The following is a 19,582-nucleotide window of genomic DNA, read 5'->3' on the forward strand; positions in this document are numbered from 1 at the left end:
CGGCGCGACGCCGCAGGCCGTGCCGGACGGCGTCACCGCTCCCGCCCGCCCCCCAGCAGGTGCAGCCGCAGGGCGAGTTGGAGCTCCAGCGCCCGGCCGGGTTCGTTCCAGTCCCGCCCCAGCAGCACCTGGATGCGGTCCAGCCGCTGCACCACCGTGTTGACGTGCACGTGCAGCTCGTCCTTGGCCCGTATCAGGCTGCCGCCCGCCCCGAAGTACGCGCCGAGCGTGCGCACCAGGTGCGTGCCGCGCCGCTCGTCGTACCGCAGCAGCGGGCCGAGCGTGGCCAGGACGAAGCCGTCGACGTCCTGCGCGTTGCCCAGCACCACACCGAGGAAGCCGAGCTCGTCCACACAGGCGCCCTCGCCGGTACGGCCGAGCACCCGCATCGCCCGCAGGCAGCGGGCCGCTTCCGCGTACGCGGCGGCCAGTTCGCGCGGTCCGCCCGCCGGGCCGGCCGCCGCGACCGTGACGGGGCCTGGACGAGGTGGCCGAGCTGGGCTGCCGCCGCCCTGGCCACCTCACCGGGTGACCGGCCGGCGCCCGTACCCGCGTCGGGGCCGTTTTGGTCGTGGTCAACCAGCAGCACGACCGCGCCCGCGTGTTCGGCGCTCACCCCGTGGATGTCCCCGCCGAACAGATACCGCAGCGCGGCGGCGCCCAGGCGCTCCCGGGCGGCGGACTCGGCGACCAGCAGCAGCCGGGGCCGGTCCAGGTCGATGCCCAGCCGGCGGCCGCGCTCGGCCAGTCCGGCCGGGTCGCGTTCCGCGTCGCCCAGCAGGTCGCTGATCAGTTCGCCGCGAATCCGGTTCTCCGTCTCGGCCACCGTCCGGCGCAGCAGCAGGAGCAGCCCCGTGACGACGGCGGCGCGCTCGAACAGCCGGCGGTCGGAGTCGTCCAGCCGCCGGCGCTGGTGCAGCACCAGGCTGGCCAGGAGTTCCTGGCCGGCGAGTACGGCGCAGATCCACCGTCCGTCGCGGTGGACGGCGCGTCCGCCGGCCCGGGACTCCTCGGCGGTGTCGGCCAGCCACTCCGCGTCCGGCCCGGCGGCGGAGGCGGCCGTCCCGTCGGGCCTGACTGCGGCGAGCGGGCGTCCGCCCGGGTCGTGGATGGTCAGCGGGCTGTCCAGCAGCCGGGCGACCGAGGTGGCGACGTCGGTGACGTCGCCGCCGCGCAGCACCAGGTCGGTGAGCCGGTCGTGGGCCTCCTCGGCACGCCGCATGGCGGCGGAGTGCTCGCGCACGGCGGCGTTGGCCTCGGCCAGTTCGGCGTTGGCCTGGGCGAGCTCGGCGAGGGCCGCCCCGGTGTCGGCGAGGGCGCGGGCGGTGTCGATGGCGATGGCGGCGTGCGCGGCGAGGGAGCAGAGCAGGGCGACCTCGTCGGGGCTGAAGACGCGCGGGGAGCGGTCGGCGGCGAAGAGGACGCCGATGACCTTGCCCGTACCGCCCCGGCTCGATCCGAGCAGGAGGGGCACGCCGAGGATGGCGACGAGTCCCTCGGCCAGTACACCGGCGTTGATGTTGTCGGTGTGGCGGAAGCGGTCGTCGGTGCGGTAGTCGGGCGTCGCGTACGGGCTGGCGGTCTGCGCGACGAGTCCGCCGAGCCCTTCGCCGAGCTCCAGCCGCAGCCGTTGGAAGAGGACGGAGACGGAGCCGTCGGTCACCCGCATGTAGGTGTCCCCCGCCTCCTCGTCGGGGAGGGTGAGGTAGGCGGTGTCGGTGCCGAGCAGCATCCGGGCCCGCCGCACGATGGCCTTGAGCACGTCGTCCAGGTCGCGGGAGGCGGCCAGGTCGCCCGCCGTGTCGAAGAGGGCGGTGAGCTGGAGCTCCCTGCGGCGGTGCTGGCGCAGGGCGCCCCTGATGCGCAGGGCCGTGGCGACCGCCCCTTCCACCTCGGCCAGGTCCGCGGCGGGCACCCCGGCCGCTCTCGCCGCCGACGAGACGGCGCCGAGCGCCTCGGCGGGGGCGTCGTCGGCGAGCAGGGCGAGGAGGCGTCGCAGGTGGGGTGCGGCGGAGGGGGACGGTTCAGTCATGGGCGGCCATCGTTCGTCGGAGGAGCACGGAAGAGCGGAGGAGCGCGGGGCGGGAGAGCAGGGGGCGGGGATGCGGGGAGGGCGGGAGAGCGGGGGCGGGGAGGGCCGTGCGTCAGTTGGCGGTCCAGCCGCCGTCCATGGAGAGCGAGGTGCCGGTGATGTGGCCGGTACGGGGGCCGCACAGCCACAGGACGGCGTCGGCGACGTCCGCCGGTTCGATCAGGCTCTTGACGGCGCTGCGTTCCAGCATGACCTTCCCCACCACCTCCTCCTGCGAGATGCCGTGGGTGAGGGCCTGCGCCGCGATCTGGTTCTCGACCAGGGGCGTGCGCACGTACCCGGGGCTGACACAGTTGCTCGTCACCCCGTGCTCCGCCGCTTCGAGTGCGACCACCTTGCTGAGTCCTTCCAGTGCGTGCTTGGCCGTGACGTAGGCCGCTTTGTAGGGACTGGCGCGCAGTCCGTGGACGGAGGAGATGTTGACGACGCGCCCCCAGCCGCGTTCGTACATGCCGGGCAGGGTCCGGCGCAAGATGCGGAAGGGGGTCTCGACCATGACCCGCTGGATCAGCGTGAAGCGCTCGGGCGGGAAGGCGTGGACGGGGGCGATGTGCTGGAGCCCCGCGTTGTTGACCACGATGTCCACGTCGGCGGGCAGGGTCTCGACCACCTCGGGGTCGGAGAGGTCGACGACCCAGGCGGTCGCACCGAGCTCGCCGGCCAGGCGCTCGGCCGCCTCGGCCGACTTGTCGACGATGTGCACATGGGCGCCCGCCGCGGCGAGCGCCCGCGCGCAGGCCAGTCCGATGCCGCTCGCCGCACCGGTCACCAAGGCGGTACGCCCGGCCAGGGACCGGTCGGCGGACGAGGGCCCCGCACCGTCGGCGGGGGAGGGGGCGGGTTCGTGATCCGGTGTCCGGGAAGTCTGCATGGCCGTCACGGTAAGGAGGTCGCCGCCCGCATCACACGGGGCTGGTGCACACACCCTCGTACCCGTACATGGTGGCGGCGTACATGGGGGGCGGTGACCGGCCGGCGCCCGGTGGTACGGGGCGGCGCGCCCCCCGGCGTACCCCTCTGACCTGCGCAAGGTCCGTGCCGCACACTCCCGGGCGGTGCCGGTGGCCGCGCGCCACATGGGCAGTCCGGGCCGCCGCTCATAGGTTCCGGCAGCAGTCCGCACGTCCGATCAGGGAGGCCCCACCGTGCGCCCATCGATCCTTCGACGCCTGTTCCGGTGCGTCGTGACCACCGCCGTACTCGGCGTCCTGCCGGCCCTGCCCGCAACCGCCGCCCCCGCCCTCGCTGCTGCCGCCGACACCCTGCACCAGGTGACCGGTTTCGGTTCCAACCCGGGCAACCTCCAGATGTTCGCGTACACCCCGGCGCACGTCCCGGCGGGCTCTCCGCTGGTGGTCGCCCTGCACGGCTGCACCCAGAGCGCGAACGCCTACCACACCAACTCCGGCTGGCCGAAGTTCGCCGACGCCTGGGGCTTCGACGTGGTGTACCCGCAGACCACGTCCGCCAACAACGCGCTCTCCTGCTTCAGCTGGTTCGACGCGGCGAAGAGCACGCGCGGCCGGGGTGAGGCCGCCTCGGTCGTGCAGATGGTCGAGTACGCCCAGCGCACGTACGGTTCCGACGGCCGCAGGGTGTACGTCACCGGGCTCTCGGCCGGCGGCGGCATGACGGCCAATCTGCTCGCCGCCTATCCGGACGTGTTCGCGGGCGGCTCCGTGGCCGCGGGGCTGCCCGCCCAGTGCGCCACGAGCCAGGCCGCCGCCTCCGGCTGCCAGACGGGGCCGCAGAAGCTCACCCCGGCCCAGTGGGGCGACAAGGTCCGCGCCTCCTACCCGGGTTACGCGGGGCCGTGGCCCCGGGTGGCGATCTGGCAGGGCACCTCGGACTACACGGTCTACCCGGCCAACGCCACCGCGCTGCGCGACCAGTGGACCGACGTGTGGGGCGTCGGGCAGACCCCGGACGGCACCAGCACCCTGCCGGGGAACACCACGCGTACCGTCTACCACGACGCCTCCGGGAAGCCCGCCGTCGAGACGTACTCCCTGGCCGGCATGGGTCACGGCCTCCCCGTGAACCCCGGGACGGGCGCCGCGCAGTGCGGGTCGACGGCCGCGTACTTCCTGAACACCGTCTGCTCGGCGTACCACACCGGTGTCTTCTGGGGACTGGACCGGGGCGCCCCGGGCGGCGGCGGGCTCCCCGCCCCCTCCGGTCTGCGTGTCACCGGTGTCACCTCCGACTCGGCCTCCCTGTCGTGGAGTCCGGTCGCCGGGGCCGCCTCCTACGTGGTCCACCGCGACGGTACGAAGACCGCCTCGACGGCCGGGGCCTCCTTCACCGACACGGGGCTGGCAGCCGGGGTCTCCTACCGCTACACCGTGGCGGCTGTCGACACCTCGGGCGCGGTCGGTGCCACCACGGCGGCGGTGACCGCGACCACCACGGGCGGGGCCACCGTCCGGTGCCACACCGCGAGCAACTACGCGCACGTGACGGCGGGCCGGGCGCGCACCTCGGGCGGCTATGTGTACGCGATCGGCTCCGGCCAGAACATGGGGCTCTACAACACCTTCGTCACCCACACGCTCAAGGAGTCACCGGCCGGGTACTTCGTGATCGCCGACTCCGGCTGTCAGGCCGGGTCGTCGGAGAAGTCCCCCTGAACCTCCTCCGGCAGCGCGCAGCCGTCCTTCACCGCGGTGAAGGAGACCGGATGCCGGTCGCCGAAGCCCTCCATCGCGAAGTGCCGGGCATACACGCTCCAACCCTGCTTGGTGAGGGCACGGAAGGTGACGTCCTGCTCGTCACGGCTGGTGGTGACCTTCCAGCCCAGCTTCCGCAGCCGCCCGACCGTGGCGGCGAACCCGCCCGCGGCGTCCGCCGCGGGCGCGTCCGCCAGCCACGGGGCCACGCAGTCGCGCCACTCCCCCTCGGGCATCCCGGCCATCGAGTCGTCACCGGCCGGGAGCCCTGACGCGTCCGCGGCGGCGCCCACCTCGTCGGCCACCGTCTCCTTGGTGAAGGGTGCGGCGGCCGTGGGCGACGGCGTCACCGCGCCTTCCCCGGCGCCGCCTCCGCCGAGGCCGCAGCCGGCGACGGCGGTCAGTACGGCGGTCCCCACCGCGGCGACGACCGCCGCTCTTCTCGTACCCACAGGTGGTGCCCCCGCCCGGCCGCCGTCCTCACGGGCGGGCGCCCGTGCGTTCTCCGCCGGAGTCTCGCACGGGCTCTGACCTGCCGGGAAGCCCCTTCTCACGGAACGGATGACCGGGTGCCCCGCCCTGCTCACCGCACCCTTCGCACCCCTGGCACACCGCACCCGGCGGGCGGCCGGCCGTCACTCCCGTCGCCCGCGCTCCGGGTCGGTACACCTGGGCCGTCCGCCCGGGGGTGGCGCGGGGCGGGCCGGTAGAGTGAACGCGTCGTCATCATGCCCGTACAGGGGAAATCCGGTGCGACGCCGGCACCGACCACTTCCCCGGGCTCCCGGTTCCGGCGGTGGAGCCGGCATGCCCTGTACGCGGTCGTGACCGGCTCGCGCCACCGGAACCCCGGTGGCCGGCACCGTCGAGGTATACGGGGCCGGAGGCCGGTGCCTCAGTGCGCCTGCGCCCGGTCCCCGCAGGAGAGGCCCAGCCAGCCATGTCCGTACGCCGCAGCGCGGCCGCGCTCGCGACCACCGCCGTGCTCTGTGCCACCGCCGCTCCCGCCGCGGTCGCCGCCCCGAGCCCGTCGCCGTCCCCGACCACCGCACTGCCGCCCGGCCTGTACGGCACATCGGACCCGCAGTTCGACGGCGTCTGGCGCCAGTCGCTCGCCCTGCTCGCCCAGAAGATCGAGTACGTGACGCCGTCCACGAAGGCGGTGGACTGGCTGGCGGGGCAGCAGTGCGCGGACGGCGCGTTCCCCTCGTACCGCGACGCCACGGAGAACTGCACGCCGAAGACGGTGCGGGACACCAACGCCAGCGCCGCCGCGGTGCAGGCGCTCGTCGAGCTCGACGTGCACCGGGAGACCGTCGACAGCGGGGTGCGCTGGCTGAAGTCCGTACAGAACGAGGACGGCGGCTGGGGCTACAACCCGGGCAGCCCGAGCGACGCCAACTCCACCGCGATCGTGATCGGCGCGCTCTCCCGGGCGGGCCAGAAGCTCGGCGACATCACCACGCTCGGCGGGAAGACGCCGTACGCGGCGCTCCAGACGTTCGCCATCCCGTGCGGCGGTGAGGGGGGCGGCGCCTTCGCGTACCAGCCGGACAAGAAGGGCGAGCTCGCCGCCAACGGGGACGCCACGGCGGCCGGTGTGCTCGGCGCGATGGGCAAGGGCCTGGCCGCGGGCGACTCCAACGCGGTGAAGGCCCCCGTCTGCCGGAAGGGCGCGGACCTCGGCCCCGAGGAGACCGCGCAGAACGGCGCGTACTACCTCGCGGGGGTGCTCGCCGAGCAGCCGTACCTGAACCTGCCGCCCATGCCGGGCGCCGAGGACACCGCGCCGCAGCCCGACTTCGGCAACACCGCAGACGCCGTCGTCGCGCTCGCCGCCTCCGGCCACAAGGACAAGGCGGCCGGAGCCGTGAAGTGGCTGGCGAAGAAGTCGAAGAACTGGGCGAAGCAGGGAGGGCCCGCCGCCACCGCGCAGCTGGTGCTCGCCGCGCACGCCACCGGCACCGACGCCCGTGACTTCGGCGGGGTCGACCTCGTCGCGCAGCTCAACGCGACCGGCCCCGCCCCCGCCGCCACCGCCGCCCCCTCGCCGACGTTCACCGGGCAGCAGCCGGTGAAGGACAGGAGCAGCGACGACGGCGGCATGGGTGTCTGGTGGCTCGTCGGCGTCGGCCTCGCCTTCGGCGCGGGGATCGGCTTCCTGCTCAGCAGCCGCCGGAAGAACCAGCAGCTGTGAGGCGGGCGGGGGGCATCGCACGCGGCCGGTCCAGAGCCGCGGTCCCGCTGCTCGTCCTGGGCGCACTCCTGGCCGTGCTGGGCGCGGGGAGCGCGCAGGCGGCCGGGTACCGCTACTGGTCGTTCTGGGAGAGCGAGGGGAAGGACTGGACGTACGCCACCCAGGGCCCGTCCCTGACGAGGCCCGACGACGGTGCGGTGGAGGGGTTCCGCTTCTCCGTGAGCGAGGACTCCCAGGACTCCGCGCGACCGCGCGGCGCCCCGGACTTCGCACAGATCTGCGCGGGTACGCCGGCCCGGGACGGCATGAAGCGGATCGGTGTCGTCATCGATCCCGGGACCGCGGCGGACGCCCCGGCGGGCGAGACCCCGCCCGCCCCGCGCACCGCGTGCGCGCGGGTGGCGCGGGACGCGAGTGCGGCACAGGCGCTCGCGTCGGTGGCGACACCGCTGCGCTACAGCAGTGACGCGCTGCTGTGCGCGATCTCCGGCTACCCGGAGTCGGGCTGCGGGGAGCAGGTCGCGGGGGACTCCTCCGAGCCCGCCGCCACCGAGCCGATCGCGTCTTCGCCCGCCACCGGTGGCGACGAAGGCAGCGGTCCTTCGGCCGGTGTGCTCGTCGGCCTCGGCGCCGTCCTGCTGCTCGGTATCGCCGCCGTCCTCCAGGGCCGCCGGCGCCGATGACCCGCTCCACCCGTGCCGCCCGGCTCCACCGTGCCCTGCGCGCGCCCGAGGCCACCCGCAGCAACGCGCTGCCGGCCGGGGCGTGGTGGCTGTGGGCGCTCGGCCTGGCCACCGCCGCCTCCCGGACGTCCAACCCGCTGCTGCTCGGGCTGCTGGTCGGCGTGGCGGGGTACGTGGTGGCCGCGCGGCGCACGGACGCGCCGTGGGCGCGTTCGTACGGGGCGTTCCTCAAGCTCGGGCTGTTCGTGGTGGCGGTCCGGCTGGTCTTCTCCGTCCTGCTCGGTTCGCCGGTTCCCGGTACGCACCCGCTGTTCACGCTGCCCGAGGTGCCGGTGCCCGACTGGGCGCGGGGCGTCAGGATCGGCGGCCGGGTCACGGGCGAGCAGGTGGTCTTCGCCCTGTACGACGGGGCGAGACTGGCCACCCTGCTGATCTGCGTGGGCGCGGCGAACTCGCTGGCCAACCCGGCCAGGCTGCTGAAGTCGCTGCCGGGCGCGCTCTACGAGGCGGGGGTCGCCGTCGTCGTGGCGATGACCTTCGCGCCGAACATGGTCGCCGACGTGGTGCGGCTGCGTACGGCCCGGCGGCTGCGGGGGCGGCCGACCGGCGGGATCAGGGCCGTCCTCCAGATCGGACTGCCGGTCCTGGAAGGCGCTCTGGAGCGGTCGGTCGCGGTGGCGGCCTCGATGGACGCGCGGGGATACGGGCGTACGGCGCAGGTGCCGCCCGCCGTCCGGCGCACCACGAACGTGCTCACGCTCGGCGGACTGCTGGGGGTGTGCGCCGGCACGTACGGGCTGCTCGCCGCGCAGGGCGCCCTGTACGGCCTGCCGCTGCTGGTCGTCGGCCTGGCCGCCGCGATGGCGGGGCTGCGGCTGGGCGGCCGCCGCTCGGTCCGCACCCGCTACCGGCCCGACCGGTGGGGGGCCAGGGCCTGGCTGGTGGCGTGCTCGGGCGCGGTGGTCGCCGCCGCGATGATCTGGGCGGGAGCCGCCGGTCCGCGGGCGCTGCACCCGGGAGTCGTACCGCTGACCGCCCCGGTGCTGCCGCTGTGGCCCGCGGCCGCGGTCCTGATCGGGCTGCTGCCCGCGGCCGTGGCACCGCTGCCGCCCTCCCTCACAGGTTCCGAGGAGCAGTCATGATCCGGTTCGAGCAGGTCTCGGTACGGTACGAGGGAACGGACCGGCCCACCCTGTCCGGGATCGATCTGACCATTCCGGAGGGCGAGCTGGTCCTGCTCGTCGGCCCGTCCGGGGTCGGCAAGTCGACCCTGCTGGGCGCGGTGTCCGGGCTCGTACCGCACTTCACGGGCGGCACGCTGAGCGGCCGGGTCACGGTCGGCGGCCGGGACACCCGTACCCACAAACCGCGCGAACTCGCCGATCTGGTCGGCACGGTGGGGCAGGACCCGCTCGCGCACTTCGTCACCGACACCGTCGAGGACGAGCTCGCCTACGGCATGGAATCGCTGGGGCTCGCCCCGGACGTGATGCGGCGGCGGGTGGAGGAGACCCTGGACCTGCTGGGCCTGGCCGAGCTGCGCGACCGGCCCATCGCCACCCTGTCGGGCGGTCAGCAGCAGCGGGTCGCGATCGGCTCGGTGCTGACCTCGCACCCGAAGGTGCTGGTCCTGGACGAACCGACGTCCGCCCTGGACCCGGCGGCGGCCGAAGAGGTCCTGGCCGTGCTCCAGCGGCTCGTGCACGACCTGGGGACGACGGTCCTGATGGCGGAGCACCGCCTGGAACGGGTGGTGCAGTACGCGGACCAGGTCGTCCTGCTGCCCTCGCCGGGAGCGGCCCCGGTGACCGGCACCCCGCAGGAGGTGATGGCGCTCTCCCCGGTCCACCCGCCGGTGGTGGCACTGGGCCGCCTCGCGGGCTGGTCGCCGCTGCCCCTGTCCGTACGGGACGCGCGGCGCGGGGCGGGGGGCCTGCGGGCGAGACTGGCGGACGCGGCGGCCACTCTTGACGGGGCCTTTGCCCTGTCCCGGACGCGAGCGGCGGTCCCGGCCCCTCCCGCGTCCGGGGAGCGGGCTCCCGGACGGAGCACCGGTCGCGGGAAGGGGCGGGCAGGGGAACAGTTCATCCGCCTCCTGCGCCGCCGCCCCTCCACCCCGCCCCCGGGCCCGGGAGCACCGACACCGCCAGAGCCACCCGCCTCGGCGTCCGCCGCGGCCGCACGGACGCCCTCCGCCGCATAGACCTCCGCATCACCCCCGGCGAGACCATCGCCCTCATGGGCCGCAACGGCGCCGGGAAGTCGACGCTCCTGGCCACCCTCGTCGGCATGGTCGAACCGACGACGGGCACCGTCACGGTCGGCGGCCGCACCCCCGCGCCACCCGCCCCCGCGACCTGATACGCCAGGTCGGCCTGGTCCCGCAGGAACCGCGCGACCTGCTGTACGCGGACACCGTCGCCGGCGAGTGCGCGGCGGCGGACACCGACGCGGAGGCGGTCCCCGGCACGTGCCGGGCACTGGTGGCCGAGCTCCTCCCGGGCATCCACGACCGCACCCACCCCCGGGACCTCTCCGAGGGCCAGCGCCTCGCGCTCGCCCTGGCGGTCGTCCTCACCGGGCGTCCCCCGCTCCTCCTCCTGGACGAGCCGACCCGGGGGCTGGACTACGCGGCCAAGGCCCGCCTGGTCGGCATCCTGCGCGCTCTCGCCGCCCAGGGGCACGCCATCGTCCTGGCGACGCACGACGTGGAGCTGGCGGCGGAACTGGCCCACCGGGTGGTGATCCTCGCGGACGGGGAGATCGTGGCGGACGGCCCCACGGCGGAGGTCGTCGTTTCCTCCCCCGCCTTCGCCCCGCAGACCGCGAAGATACTGGCGCCGCAGGCGTGGCTGACCGTCTCCCAGGTGCGCACCGCGCTGGAGGGAGCCCCGTGAGCCGGCCCACCGCCCGCCGGTCCCGCCCGGTCCGCCTCGGCCCCAGGTCGGTCGCCGCACTGGTCCTCATCACCGCCATCGGGGTGGCGGCCTTCGCCTGGCCGCTCTTCGCCGACCCCTCGTTCGGCGTGGCCCACGAGAAGGACGCGCCCTGGCTGTTCGCGGCCCTGCTCCCCCTGCTCGTCGCCGTGGTGGTGGCGACCATCGCCGACTCCGGGATGGACGCGAAGGCGGTGGCCATGCTGGGGGTCCTCGCGGCGGTCGGCGCCGCGCTGCGCCCCCTGGGGGCGGGTACGGCGGGCCTGGAGCCGATGTTCTTCCTGATGGTGCTGAGCGGCCGGGTGCTGGGGCCCGGCTTCGGCTTCGTACTGGGTTCGGTGACGATGTTCGCGTCCGCGCTGCTCACGGGCGGGGTGGGGCCGTGGATGCCGTTCCAGATGCTGGCGATGGCGTGGTTCACGATGGGCGCGGGTCTGCTGCCCGGCCAGGACCGGCTGCGGGGCCGCGCGGAGGTGCTGATGCTCGCGGTGTACGGGTGCGGGGCCGCGTTCGCGTACGGCACGGTGATGAACCTCTACGGGTGGACGATCGTGCCGCCCGCCGGCTCCGGTATCTCGTTCGTCCCCGGGGACCCGGTGCACGAGAACCTGGTGCGCTTCGTGGCGTACTGCGTGGCCACCTCGCTGGGCTGGGACCTGGGCCGGGCCGTACTCACCGTGGCGCTGACCCTCGCCGTGGGACCCACCCTGCTCAAGGCGCTGCGCCGGGCCACCCGCCGCGCGGCCTTCGAGGCCCAGGTCACGTTCGAGGCCCCCAGGGGCCTGTGAGGGCCCAGCCGCGCCCGCCCCGGCCGGGGACCGGGCGGCGGACCGGCGCCGGGACCCGGATCGAGTGGGGCGCCGACCACAGGGAGGACCGCTACGGCAGCCCGTGCGGCACCTGGGACTACCGGCAGTCCGACGGCTGGTACCGGGTCACGCCCGGTCCGTCCTGTCCGACGGGTTCGGAGGGGGACGACTGCTCCGGCAGCTTGGGCGTGAGCCGCGGCGCCGGTTCCGGCGTGGGTGTCGGCTTCGGTTCCAGGGCCCGGGGCCCCGACAGGACGTACGTCAGGCCGAAGCCCAGGCCGACCACCACCGCTCCGCCGGCCGCGTCGAGCACCCAGTGGTTGCCGGTGGCGACGATCGCGCAGACCGTGAACAGCGGATGCAGCAGGCCGAGCGCCTTCATCCACATCTTCGGCGCGAGCATCACGATGACCACCCCGCACCACAGCGACCAGCCGAAGTGCAGCGAGGGCATCGCCGCGTACTGGTTGGTCATCGACGTCAGCGTCCCGTAGTCCGGCTTCGCGAAGTCCTGCACGCCGTGGACGGTGTCGATGAACCCGAGACCGGGCATCAGCCGCGGCGGGGCCAGCGGGTAGAGCCAGAAGCCGACGAGCGCGAGGACGGTGGCGAAGCCGATGGAGCTGCGGGCCCACTGGTAGTCGGCGGGCCGCCGTACGTACAGCACGCCGAGGATCGCCAGCGGCACGATGAAGTGGAACGTCGAGTAGTAGTAGTCGAAGAACTCGCGCAGCCAGTTGATCTCCACGACCGCGTGGTTGGCCCAGTGCTCGATGTCGATGTGCAGCCACTGCTCGATGGAGTGGATCTGGCGGCCGTGCTCCTCGGCGGTGGGCCGTCCGGCCGTCGCCAGCAGCCGGACCTTCGCGTAGGCGGAGTAGACGACCCGGATGAGCAGGAGTTCCAGCAGCAGGTTGGGGCGGGTGAGCACCCGGCGCCAGAAGGGCAGCAGCGGCACCCGTCGCCAGCGTCCCGCGACCGGCCTGGCGTAGTCGGTGGGGACGGGGTCCTGCCAGTACGGCGATGAGCGCGGCAGGAACGGCGCGACGCACGCGGCGCCGAGGGCCGCGACCAGCAGGATGTTGTCCCGCAGGGGATCACGGCGCCGATGTTCGGCAGCAGCATCTTGCCCGGCAGCGTCAGCACCAGCAGGACGACGGCCGGCCAGACCAGCCGGTCGGACGCCCGCTTGCCGACACGGCCGACCACGGCGAGGAGCACCCAGAGCAGCTGGTGCTGCCAGGCGGTCGGCGAGACGGCGACGACGACACAGCCGGTGACCGCGACCGCGAGGAGCAGCTGGCCGTCCCGCGCGTACCGCACGGCACGCCGCAGTCCCAGGAAGCAGACGGCGGCGGCCACGGCCAGGAAGACCACGATCTCAAAGGGGCCTTCGAGTCCGAGCCGCAGGAGCGCGCCGTGCAGGGACTGGTTGGCCAGGCTGTCCGGCCGGTCGCCGAGCCCGGCGCCCGCGACGTGGTGCAGCCAGTACGCCCAGGAGTCGTGCGGCATCGCGGCCCAGGCCAGCGCGGTGCAGCCGGCGAAGGCGGCTGTGGCGGTCGCCGCGGCCCTGCGGCGGCCGGTGAGCCGGAGGAGGACGGCGAAGAGCAGGACGGCGGGCTGGAGAGCGGCGGCGAGGCCGATCAGCACGCCGGAGGTGCGTTCGCCCCGGGCCACGAACCAGCCGAGGAGGAGCAGCAGGACGGGCAGGATGCTTGTCTGGCCGAGGTGCAGCGCGTTGCGGACGGGCAGCGACACCATGAGCAGGGTGATGGCGACGGGGGCCGCGAGGAGCATCGTGCGGCGGCTCACCGGAACCGGCAGGGCACGTGCCGCGACGATGCCGAGTGCGGCGACGAGCAGCAGGGACCCGAAGGTCCACACGACGCCGAGCGCCTGTTCGGCCGAGGCCGTCAGCGGTTTGAGGACGAGCCCCGCGAAGGGTGATCCGGTGAAGCGCCCCGTGTCGTACAGCGAGCCCGTCACATGGAGGACGCCTTCGGAACCGGTCCAGGTCTCCAGGTCGGTGAGACGTTCCCCGGGCGGCTGCCGCAGCAGCGCCGCCATCTGCCGTACGGCGAGTGCCGCCACGATCAGCCAGAGCACCACGCGGGTCGCCCCTGCCGCCGTCTCCGAATCCGTCGTGTTCCCGGCCACGCCCCGCTCCGCATTCGCCACCCGCGCCGACCCTCCCACCGTTTCGTGCACGGTCCCCTCGACGCGGGGTGTGCGGATGAAGCCTCTCATTGCCTCATGAGCTGGACACAATCAACCTCCCGGCCATCTTCGGCCCCTGCGCGGGCCCGGTCGCCCGGCCGGTGAACAGGACGCCGGATCGGCCCGGTGCGTTCCATCCGCCGCCTTTTCGGTGCCGCGGCGCCCCTCGTCCCCCTGAGCCGCCGGTCCGCCTCGTGCGCGGGTCAGGCCCGGTGGTCGCGTCGCGGTTCCGGCATGTGCGGACGGTCCTTGGTCGACCCGCTCACCTCCGCGGTCAGCTCCGCGACCAGATGGACCAGGTCGGTCGGCCGTTCCGGCCCCCACCAGTCGCCGAGCAGTTCCGCGAGCGAGTCCTCACGGGCCTGCGAGAGGCGGACCACGGCCTCGGCGCCCTTGTCGGTCAGGATCATCTGGAGTCCCTCACGGCGGGCCAGGCCGCGTTCCTCGACCTGGCGGGCCGCCTCGTTGATCACCCGCAGCGGTACGGGGGCGGTGTCGGCCAGCCTGGCGGGTTCGACGGCGCCGTGCCGCTTGATGCGCAGCAGGAGCCAGCTGGCGGCGGGCAGCAGGTCGTACCCCGCCCGCGCGGTGATCCTGACGTAGATGTCGCGACGGCCCTCGCGGGTGGCGAGCACCGAGAGGGCGCGGGCGCACTCGTCGTACGAGGAGCGCTCGACCGGGTTGGAGGCGAGGGTCTGGCTGGTGTCGGGTGCCGTCACCGAGCCGCGCAGCTTGTCCTCCCTGAGGAACCAGGCGAAGACGAAGGCGATCAGGACGACGGGGACCGCGTACAGGAAGACGTCGGTGATCGACGTGGAGTACGCGCTGAGGATCGACGGGCGCAGGTCCGCGGGGAGCGCGCCGATGGCACGCGGATCGGCGGCCAGCCGTTCGGCGTCGACGCCGGCAGGCAGTGAGCGGCCGGACAGGGCCGCGTCGAGTTTGCCGGTGAGCCGGTTGGTGAAGACGGTGCCGAAGATGGCCACACCGAACGAGGCGCCGATCGAGCGGAAGAAGGTGGCGCCCGAGGTGGCGACACCCAGGTCCTCGTAACCGACGGCGTTCTGCACGACCAGCACGAGGACCTGCATCACCAGTCCGAGACCCGCGCCGAACACGAAGAAGAAGACGCTCATCTCCCAGGTGGAGCTGGTCTCGTCGAGCTGGTGGAGGAGCAGGAGACCGACCGCGGTCAGGGCGGTGCCCGCCACCGGGAACACCTTCCAGCGGCCGGTGCGGCTGACCACCTGCCCCGAACCGGTCGAGGTGATGAGCATGCCGAACACCATCGGCAGCATGTGCACACCGGACATGGTCGGCGAGATGCCGTGCACCACCTGGAGGAACGTCGGCAGGTACGTCATCGCGCCGAACATGGCGAAGCCGACGATGAAGCTGATGACGGCGACGAGGGTGAAGGTACGGATGTGGAAGAGCTTCAGCGGCAGTACGGGTTCCGCGGCGCGCCGTTCGGCCGCGACGAACGCGGTCAGCAGGACCACGGCGAGGACGGCGAGGCCGATGATCTTCACCGAGCCCCAGGCCCAGGTCGTACCGCCGAGTGAGGCGACGAGCACGAGGCAGGTGGCGACGGAGGCGATGAGGAAGGTGCCGAGGTAGTCGATGGTGTGCTTGGTCCTGCGCACGGGGATGTGCAGGACGGCGGCGATGACCAGGAGGGCCACGACCCCGATCGGCAGGTTGATGTAGAAGACCCATCGCCAGCTGAGGTGTTCGGTGAAGAAGCCGCCGAGCAGCGGTCCGAGGACGCTGGTCACTCCGAAGACCGCCCCGAAGAGGCCCTGGTACTTGCCGCGTTCGCGCGGCGGGACGATGTCCCCGACGATCGCCATGGACAGGACCATGAGTCCGCCGCCGCCGAGCCCCTGGAGGGCGCGGAAGCCGATCAGCTGCGGCATGTTCTGGGCGATGCCGCAGAGGGCCGAGCCGATGAGGAAGATGACGATGGCCACCTGGAACAGCGTCTTGCGGCCGTACTGGTCTCCGAGCTTGCCCCAGAGCGGGGTGGCCGCGGTGGCCGCCAGCATGTAGGCGGTGACCACCCACGACAGGTGGTCCATGCCTCCGAGCTCGCTGACGATCGTCGGCAGGGCGGTGGCGACGATGGTCTGGTCGAGAGCGGCGAGCAGCATGCCGAGGAGCAGTGCCCCGATGGCGACGAGGACGGTACGTGTGGACCGCCCCTCGCCGGGGGCCAGGGGCGGTGGGCTCAGCTGCTGGGCCATGAACGTCTCCTTGGGGTCCGCTTCTTCCCCATCCTGGCCTTTGCGCCCCGTTATGGCCTGCCGAGCGGCCTGACGGCGTTGGGCTTCCCCGTCGCTGCCTGCATAATCGCAGGCAGTTCGAAGGGGAGGGGACCCACCATGACCGGAGATGTGTGCCCGGCGTGCGGTACGGAGCGCGGCCCGGAGCAGCCGGGGGGCGGTGCGGGACCGGACAGTCCGAGACCCGGCTGCGCCTGCGGAGACCGCACGGCGCAGCCGACCGCCGACCAGCAGCGTGCCGCCCGCTCGGCGGAGACGGCGGCGGAGGTCGCCGCGGCGGAGGACTTCGACCCGCTCCGCATCCGTCCGTACGTGACGCTGGGCGAGGCCGGCCCCGGCGCGGACCCGGAGCCGGCCGGAACACCCCCGGGGCCGCCGATGTGACCATGCCGCTCCCCCTGGGCGTTCCAGCGGCCCGCCCGCTGCCGGAGCCCGGGACACCCGATGCGGCCAGACGGCGGACCGTCGCCGGGTACGGGGTGGACGACGACCCCGTACAGCCGCGCCGTCGCCGGCCGTTCGCGGCCATCGCGGTGGGGGCGGCCGTGGCCGCGGTCGTCGCTACGGCCGCCTTCGCCGGAGGGCTGTTCACCGCGGCGGACACGGACATGGAGGCGCTGCCCTCCGCCCCGGTGAGCGCGCAGGAGTCCAGCAGCGAGCCGGCGAACGCCGTGTCGGAGTCCCCGCCGGCCTCCGCCTCCGCGTCGCCCTCCGCCTCCGCCACGCCCTCCACGTCCGCCTCGCCGTCCGCGTCACCGTCCGTCTCGGCGTCACCTTCGAAGAGCGCGAAGGCTTCCCGTTCCGCGTCGGCCACCACGTCCGTCACCACGGCCCCCGCCCCCTCTTCGGCGAGCGCGCCGGCGCCCGAAGCGTCCACGGCGCCGCCGCCCGCCCCGGACGGCGCGACGCTGCGACCGGGTGACAGCGGGAGCGGGGTCGTCGAGCTCCAGCGGCGCCTGCGGGAGGTCTGGCTCTACCACGGGCCCCACGACGGCGTGTACTCCGACCAGGTCAGGGACTCCGTGGCGGTCTTCCAGTCGTACCGGGCCGTCCAGGACGACCCCCGGGGCGTCTACGGGCCGAACACCCGGCGGGCGCTGGAGGCGGAGACGTCAGGCCGGGGCCGGAACTGAGACGGGTGCCGGATTCGCGTTCTGCGGCCGCTTTTTGTATCGTGGAGGAACAAAGTAGCCTCCGCCTGTTCACCCTGACCGGCGGGCGGGGGCTGCTTGTTCGCGTTCCGCCCTGCCCGCACAGTTCCCCACCCGCGTCCCGCACCGCGTGGTTCGCACCTCCCCCGCGCTCTGGAGCCTGCCGATGTCGGCCACCGTCCTCACAGCCCGCGCCCTCCTCCTGGACATGGATGGCACCCTCGTGAACTCCGACGCGGTGGTCGAGCGCTGCTGGACCCGCTGGGCGCTGCGGCAGGGGCTGGACCCGGCGGCCGTCCTCAAGGTGGTCCACGGGCGCCAGGGGTACGCCACGATGGCGGTCCTGCTCCCGGAGCGCCCCATGGAGCAGAACCACGCGGAGAACCGCGAGCTGCTCGCCGAGGAGACCGCGGACGTCGACGGCGTCGTGCCGGTCGGCGGCGCCCCCGCCTTCATGGCCTCGATCGCCGGCCTCCCGCACGCCCTGGTGACCTCGGCCGACGAGGCGCTCGCCCAGGCCCGGATGACGGCCGCGGCGCTGCCGATGCCGGCTGTCCGCGTCACCGCCGAGCAGGTCGGCGCCAGCAAGCCGGACCCGGAGGGCTTCCTCAAGGGAGCGGCCGAGCTGGGCTTCGACGCGGCGGACTGCGTCGTCTTCGAGGACTCGGAGGCCGGTATCACGGCGGGCCGCGCGGCGGGCATGCGCGTCGTGGGCGTCGGCCCGCGCGCCGCGGCGCTCTCTCCCGACGCCCATGTCGAGGACCTGACGCAGCTCCGGGTGGAGACGGCCGCCGACGGCTCGGTCCTCCTGCACATCGGAGCCTGACCGCCCCGGCCGTCCCGCGCCGAGCCGTACCTAACGGCACCGGACGGCACCGGACGGCCTCAGACGGCAGGCGGGACGGCGTCCGGCGGCGGATCACGGTGGATCAGTCCGCGCGCGACCAGTTCCAGCACCAGCGCGACGGCCACCGCCTGCACCGCCATCAGAGCCACCAGGACGAACAGCTGCACGGCGCCCGCCTCCACCGGTGAGGCGCCGCCCAGCAGCATGCCCACGAACGCCCCGGGCAGCGTGACCAGCCCCACCGTCCTGGTCTGATCCAGCCCCGGAAGCAGCGCGTCGGCGGCCACCGGGCGGGCGAGCTCAAGCCGTGCATCCCGGTCCAGCAGCCCCAGCGCCAGCCCCGCCTCGACCTCGCCGTGCCGCACCGCGAGCTCGTCCAGCGCACGCCGCCCGCCGAGCACGGTCGCGGTGAGGGCACCGCCGACGAGAATGCCCGTGACCGGGATCAGGGCGATGCCCCGGAGCGGGACGAGGCCGGTCAGCAGCAGCGCGGCGACGACGGGGGCGACGGCGGCACCGATCGGCAGGGCGGCCCACCGCCAGGTGCGGTTGCCGGTGATCCGGCGCCCCGCGGTCCACACGGCGACGGCGAACATCAGCGCCACGAAGCCGAGCAGGGGCGCGAGCGCGTGGACCACCCAGCCGATGAGCGCGGAGACGGCGGCCAGCTGGACCGCCGCCCGTACCCCGGCCACGACGATCTCCCGGGAGCGGCCGAGCGAGGCCCACGCGGCCACAGCGGCCGCGAGCGCCAGGAGCACGGCGAGGACGACCCCGAGCGTCACGTTCACCGGAAGCAGCACGCGGCCACCTTAGAACCGCACCCGCCCCCCCGCCGTGCCCTCAACACCCCTTTCGCGCCCGGTCGCAGATCGTGCATCAGGCGCTCCCGTACGACCTCTTGATGTGACGTGCGCATGTCGTCACCCTGTTACCTGGCGCCCACCCCACGGCAACCCGGCGCCGCCACGCTGGCCGGGCCCCGCAGTCGCCCCGCCAGAAGCCCCCCCACGTCAAGGGAGTTCGCATGCCAGGTATCTACGCGCGTCGCTTCGCGGTCGTCGCCGCATCCGCCGCCTTCGCCGCCACCGCCGGTCTTCTCGGCGCCCCGGCCGCCCAGGCCGCCATGCCCACCCCGGTCACCGCGTCCACCGCACGCACCTACCTCACCCAGCTCACCGTGCGGACCGAGGGGTCGTCGAGCGGCTACAGCCGCGAGGCGTTCCCGCACTGGACCACCCAGTCGGGCGCCTGCAACACGCGCGAAGTGGTCCTCAAGCGGGACGGCAGCAACGTCCAGCAGGACTCCGGCTGCGCGGCCGTCAGCGGCAGCTGGTACTCGCAGTACGACGGAGCCACCTGGACGGCGGCCTCCGACATCGACATCGACCACATGGTCCCGCTCGCCGAGGCATGGCGCTCCGGCGCGAGCAGCTGGTCCACGTCCCAGCGCCAGTCGTTCGCCAACGACCTGACACGCCCGCAGCTGATCGCGGTCACGGACGACGTCAACCAGTCCAAGAGCGACCAGGACCCCGGGGAGTGGCTGCCCCCGCGCACCGCCTACCGCTGCACGTACGCACGCGCCTGGGTGCACGTGAAGCACCACTACGGCCTGAGCGTCGACACCACGGAGAAGAGCGCGCTCCAGTCCGTCCTCAACGCCTGCTGAGCACTCCCCCGCCCACCGGCCGTT

13 protein-coding genes and 3 pseudogenes are annotated in these 19,582 nt (G+C 74.0%); 10 read left to right on the top strand and 6 right to left on the bottom strand.

All coding sequences use genetic code 11. The features are described from left to right. Window positions 1-32: 32 nt before the first annotated feature. Window positions 33-2,032, bottom strand: a pseudogene (locus Sfulv_RS07610) (helix-turn-helix domain-containing protein). A 112-nt stretch (window positions 2,033-2,144) separates the two neighbouring features. Beyond that, on the bottom strand, window positions 2,145-2,963 hold the full coding sequence (locus Sfulv_RS07615) for a 3-hydroxybutyrate dehydrogenase (RefSeq protein ID WP_173312981.1): 819 nt from the start codon (window positions 2,961-2,963) through the stop codon (window positions 2,145-2,147). A gap of 274 nt (window positions 2,964-3,237) precedes the next feature. On the opposite strand from Sfulv_RS07615, the gene Sfulv_RS07620 reads away from it, so the two are divergent. After that, complete coding sequence (locus Sfulv_RS07620; RefSeq protein ID WP_173312982.1) at window positions 3,238-4,722, top strand: extracellular catalytic domain type 1 short-chain-length polyhydroxyalkanoate depolymerase; 1,485 nt, start codon at window positions 3,238-3,240, stop codon at window positions 4,720-4,722. Here the strand turns inward: Sfulv_RS07620 and Sfulv_RS07625 are convergent. Next, window positions 4,692-5,213, bottom strand: a complete 522-nt coding sequence (locus Sfulv_RS07625; RefSeq protein WP_256668827.1) for a hypothetical protein — start codon at window positions 5,211-5,213, stop codon at window positions 4,692-4,694. The genes Sfulv_RS07620 and Sfulv_RS07625 overlap by 31 nt on opposite strands. Before the next feature lie 488 nt (window positions 5,214-5,701). Here Sfulv_RS07625 and Sfulv_RS07630 point away from each other — a divergent pair, with 488 nt between their 5' ends. From Sfulv_RS07630 to Sfulv_RS07650, 5 genes and pseudogenes are all read left to right on the top strand, one after another. Next, window positions 5,702-6,958, top strand: coding sequence for an SCO2321 family membrane protein (locus Sfulv_RS07630; protein ID WP_173312983.1), 1,257 nt, complete (start codon window positions 5,702-5,704; stop codon window positions 6,956-6,958). Next, the gene (locus Sfulv_RS07635; protein WP_371874644.1) at window positions 6,955-7,641 is read left to right on the top strand and encodes an SCO2322 family protein; all 687 of its coding nucleotides are present in this window, start codon (window positions 6,955-6,957) and stop codon (window positions 7,639-7,641) included. The genes Sfulv_RS07630 and Sfulv_RS07635 overlap by 4 nt, the downstream gene beginning before the upstream one ends. Next, window positions 7,638-8,783 (top strand): energy-coupling factor transporter transmembrane component T, encoded by a 1,146-nt coding sequence (locus Sfulv_RS07640; protein ID WP_173312984.1) that lies wholly within the window; start codon window positions 7,638-7,640, stop codon window positions 8,781-8,783. Before Sfulv_RS07635 ends, Sfulv_RS07640 begins: the two co-directional genes overlap by 4 nt. After that, window positions 8,780-10,538 (top strand): annotated as a pseudogene (locus tag Sfulv_RS07645) (ABC transporter ATP-binding protein). The gene Sfulv_RS07640 and the pseudogene Sfulv_RS07645 overlap by 4 nt, the downstream one beginning before the upstream one ends. Continuing rightward, a complete protein-coding gene (locus Sfulv_RS07650; protein WP_173312985.1) occupies window positions 10,535-11,365 on the top strand; it encodes an ECF transporter S component in 831 nt (276 codons plus the stop codon). The pseudogene Sfulv_RS07645 and the gene Sfulv_RS07650 overlap by 4 nt, the downstream one beginning before the upstream one ends. A 118-nt stretch (window positions 11,366-11,483) precedes the next feature. On the opposite strand, the pseudogene Sfulv_RS07655 reads toward Sfulv_RS07650, so the two are convergent. Beyond that, window positions 11,484-13,492: pseudogene (locus tag Sfulv_RS07655) on the bottom strand (bifunctional glycosyltransferase 87/phosphatase PAP2 family protein). Window positions 13,493-13,806: 314 nt separating this feature from the next. Then, window positions 13,807-15,849 (bottom strand): MDR family MFS transporter, encoded by a 2,043-nt coding sequence (locus Sfulv_RS07660; RefSeq protein ID WP_173312986.1) that lies wholly within the window; start codon window positions 15,847-15,849, stop codon window positions 13,807-13,809. Window positions 15,850-15,987: 138 nt separating this feature from the next. Here Sfulv_RS07660 and Sfulv_RS31130 point away from each other — a divergent pair, with 138 nt between their 5' ends. The 3 genes from Sfulv_RS31130 to Sfulv_RS07670 all read left to right on the top strand — a co-directional run bounded on the left by Sfulv_RS31130 (window position 15,988) and on the right by Sfulv_RS07670 (window position 17,865). Continuing rightward, window positions 15,988-16,272, top strand: coding sequence for a hypothetical protein (locus Sfulv_RS31130; protein WP_305961362.1), 285 nt, complete (start codon window positions 15,988-15,990; stop codon window positions 16,270-16,272). Between the two features lie 2 nt (window positions 16,273-16,274). Next, a complete protein-coding gene (locus Sfulv_RS07665) occupies window positions 16,275-17,021 on the top strand; it encodes a peptidoglycan-binding domain-containing protein (protein ID WP_305961363.1) in 747 nt (248 codons plus the stop codon). Window positions 17,022-17,205: 184 nt separating this feature from the next. Continuing rightward, entirely contained in the window at window positions 17,206-17,865 is a 660-nt protein-coding gene (locus tag Sfulv_RS07670) for an HAD-IA family hydrolase (protein ID WP_173312987.1), read from the top strand. Between the two features lie 59 nt (window positions 17,866-17,924). Here the strand turns inward: Sfulv_RS07670 and Sfulv_RS07675 are convergent, their stop codons facing one another. Next, complete coding sequence (locus Sfulv_RS07675) at window positions 17,925-18,689, bottom strand: ABC transporter permease (RefSeq protein ID WP_173312988.1); 765 nt, start codon at window positions 18,687-18,689, stop codon at window positions 17,925-17,927. Window positions 18,690-18,913: 224 nt separating this feature from the next. Here Sfulv_RS07675 and Sfulv_RS07680 point away from each other — a divergent pair, with 224 nt between their 5' ends. Further along, complete coding sequence (locus Sfulv_RS07680; protein WP_173312989.1) at window positions 18,914-19,558, top strand: HNH endonuclease family protein; 645 nt, start codon at window positions 18,914-18,916, stop codon at window positions 19,556-19,558. The last annotated feature ends 24 nt before the right edge of the window (window positions 19,559-19,582 follow it).

This window comes from Streptomyces fulvorobeus, from assembly GCF_013167895.1.
GTDB lineage: Bacteria > Actinomycetota > Actinomycetes > Streptomycetales > Streptomycetaceae > Streptomyces > Streptomyces fulvorobeus.

Excerpts from the sequence above, each read along its gene's own strand:
- Sfulv_RS07670 (WP_173312987.1), top strand. The coding sequence starts at position 17,206 with ATGTCGGCCACCGTCCTCACAGCCCGCGCCCTCCTCCTGGACATGGAT.
- Sfulv_RS07660 (WP_173312986.1), bottom strand. The coding sequence starts at position 15,849 with ATGGCCCAGCAGCTGAGCCCACCGCCCCTGGCCCCCGGCGAGGGGCGG.
- Sfulv_RS07615 (WP_173312981.1), bottom strand. The coding sequence starts at position 2,963 with ATGCAGACTTCCCGGACACCGGATCACGAACCCGCCCCCTCCCCCGCC.
- Sfulv_RS07630 (WP_173312983.1), top strand. The coding sequence starts at position 5,702 with ATGTCCGTACGCCGCAGCGCGGCCGCGCTCGCGACCACCGCCGTGCTC.
- Sfulv_RS31130 (WP_305961362.1), top strand. The coding sequence starts at position 15,988 with ATGACCGGAGATGTGTGCCCGGCGTGCGGTACGGAGCGCGGCCCGGAG.
- Sfulv_RS07640 (WP_173312984.1), top strand. The coding sequence starts at position 7,638 with ATGACCCGCTCCACCCGTGCCGCCCGGCTCCACCGTGCCCTGCGCGCG.
- Sfulv_RS07665 (WP_305961363.1), top strand. The coding sequence starts at position 16,275 with ATGCCGCTCCCCCTGGGCGTTCCAGCGGCCCGCCCGCTGCCGGAGCCC.
- Sfulv_RS07680 (WP_173312989.1), top strand. The coding sequence starts at position 18,914 with ATGCCAGGTATCTACGCGCGTCGCTTCGCGGTCGTCGCCGCATCCGCC.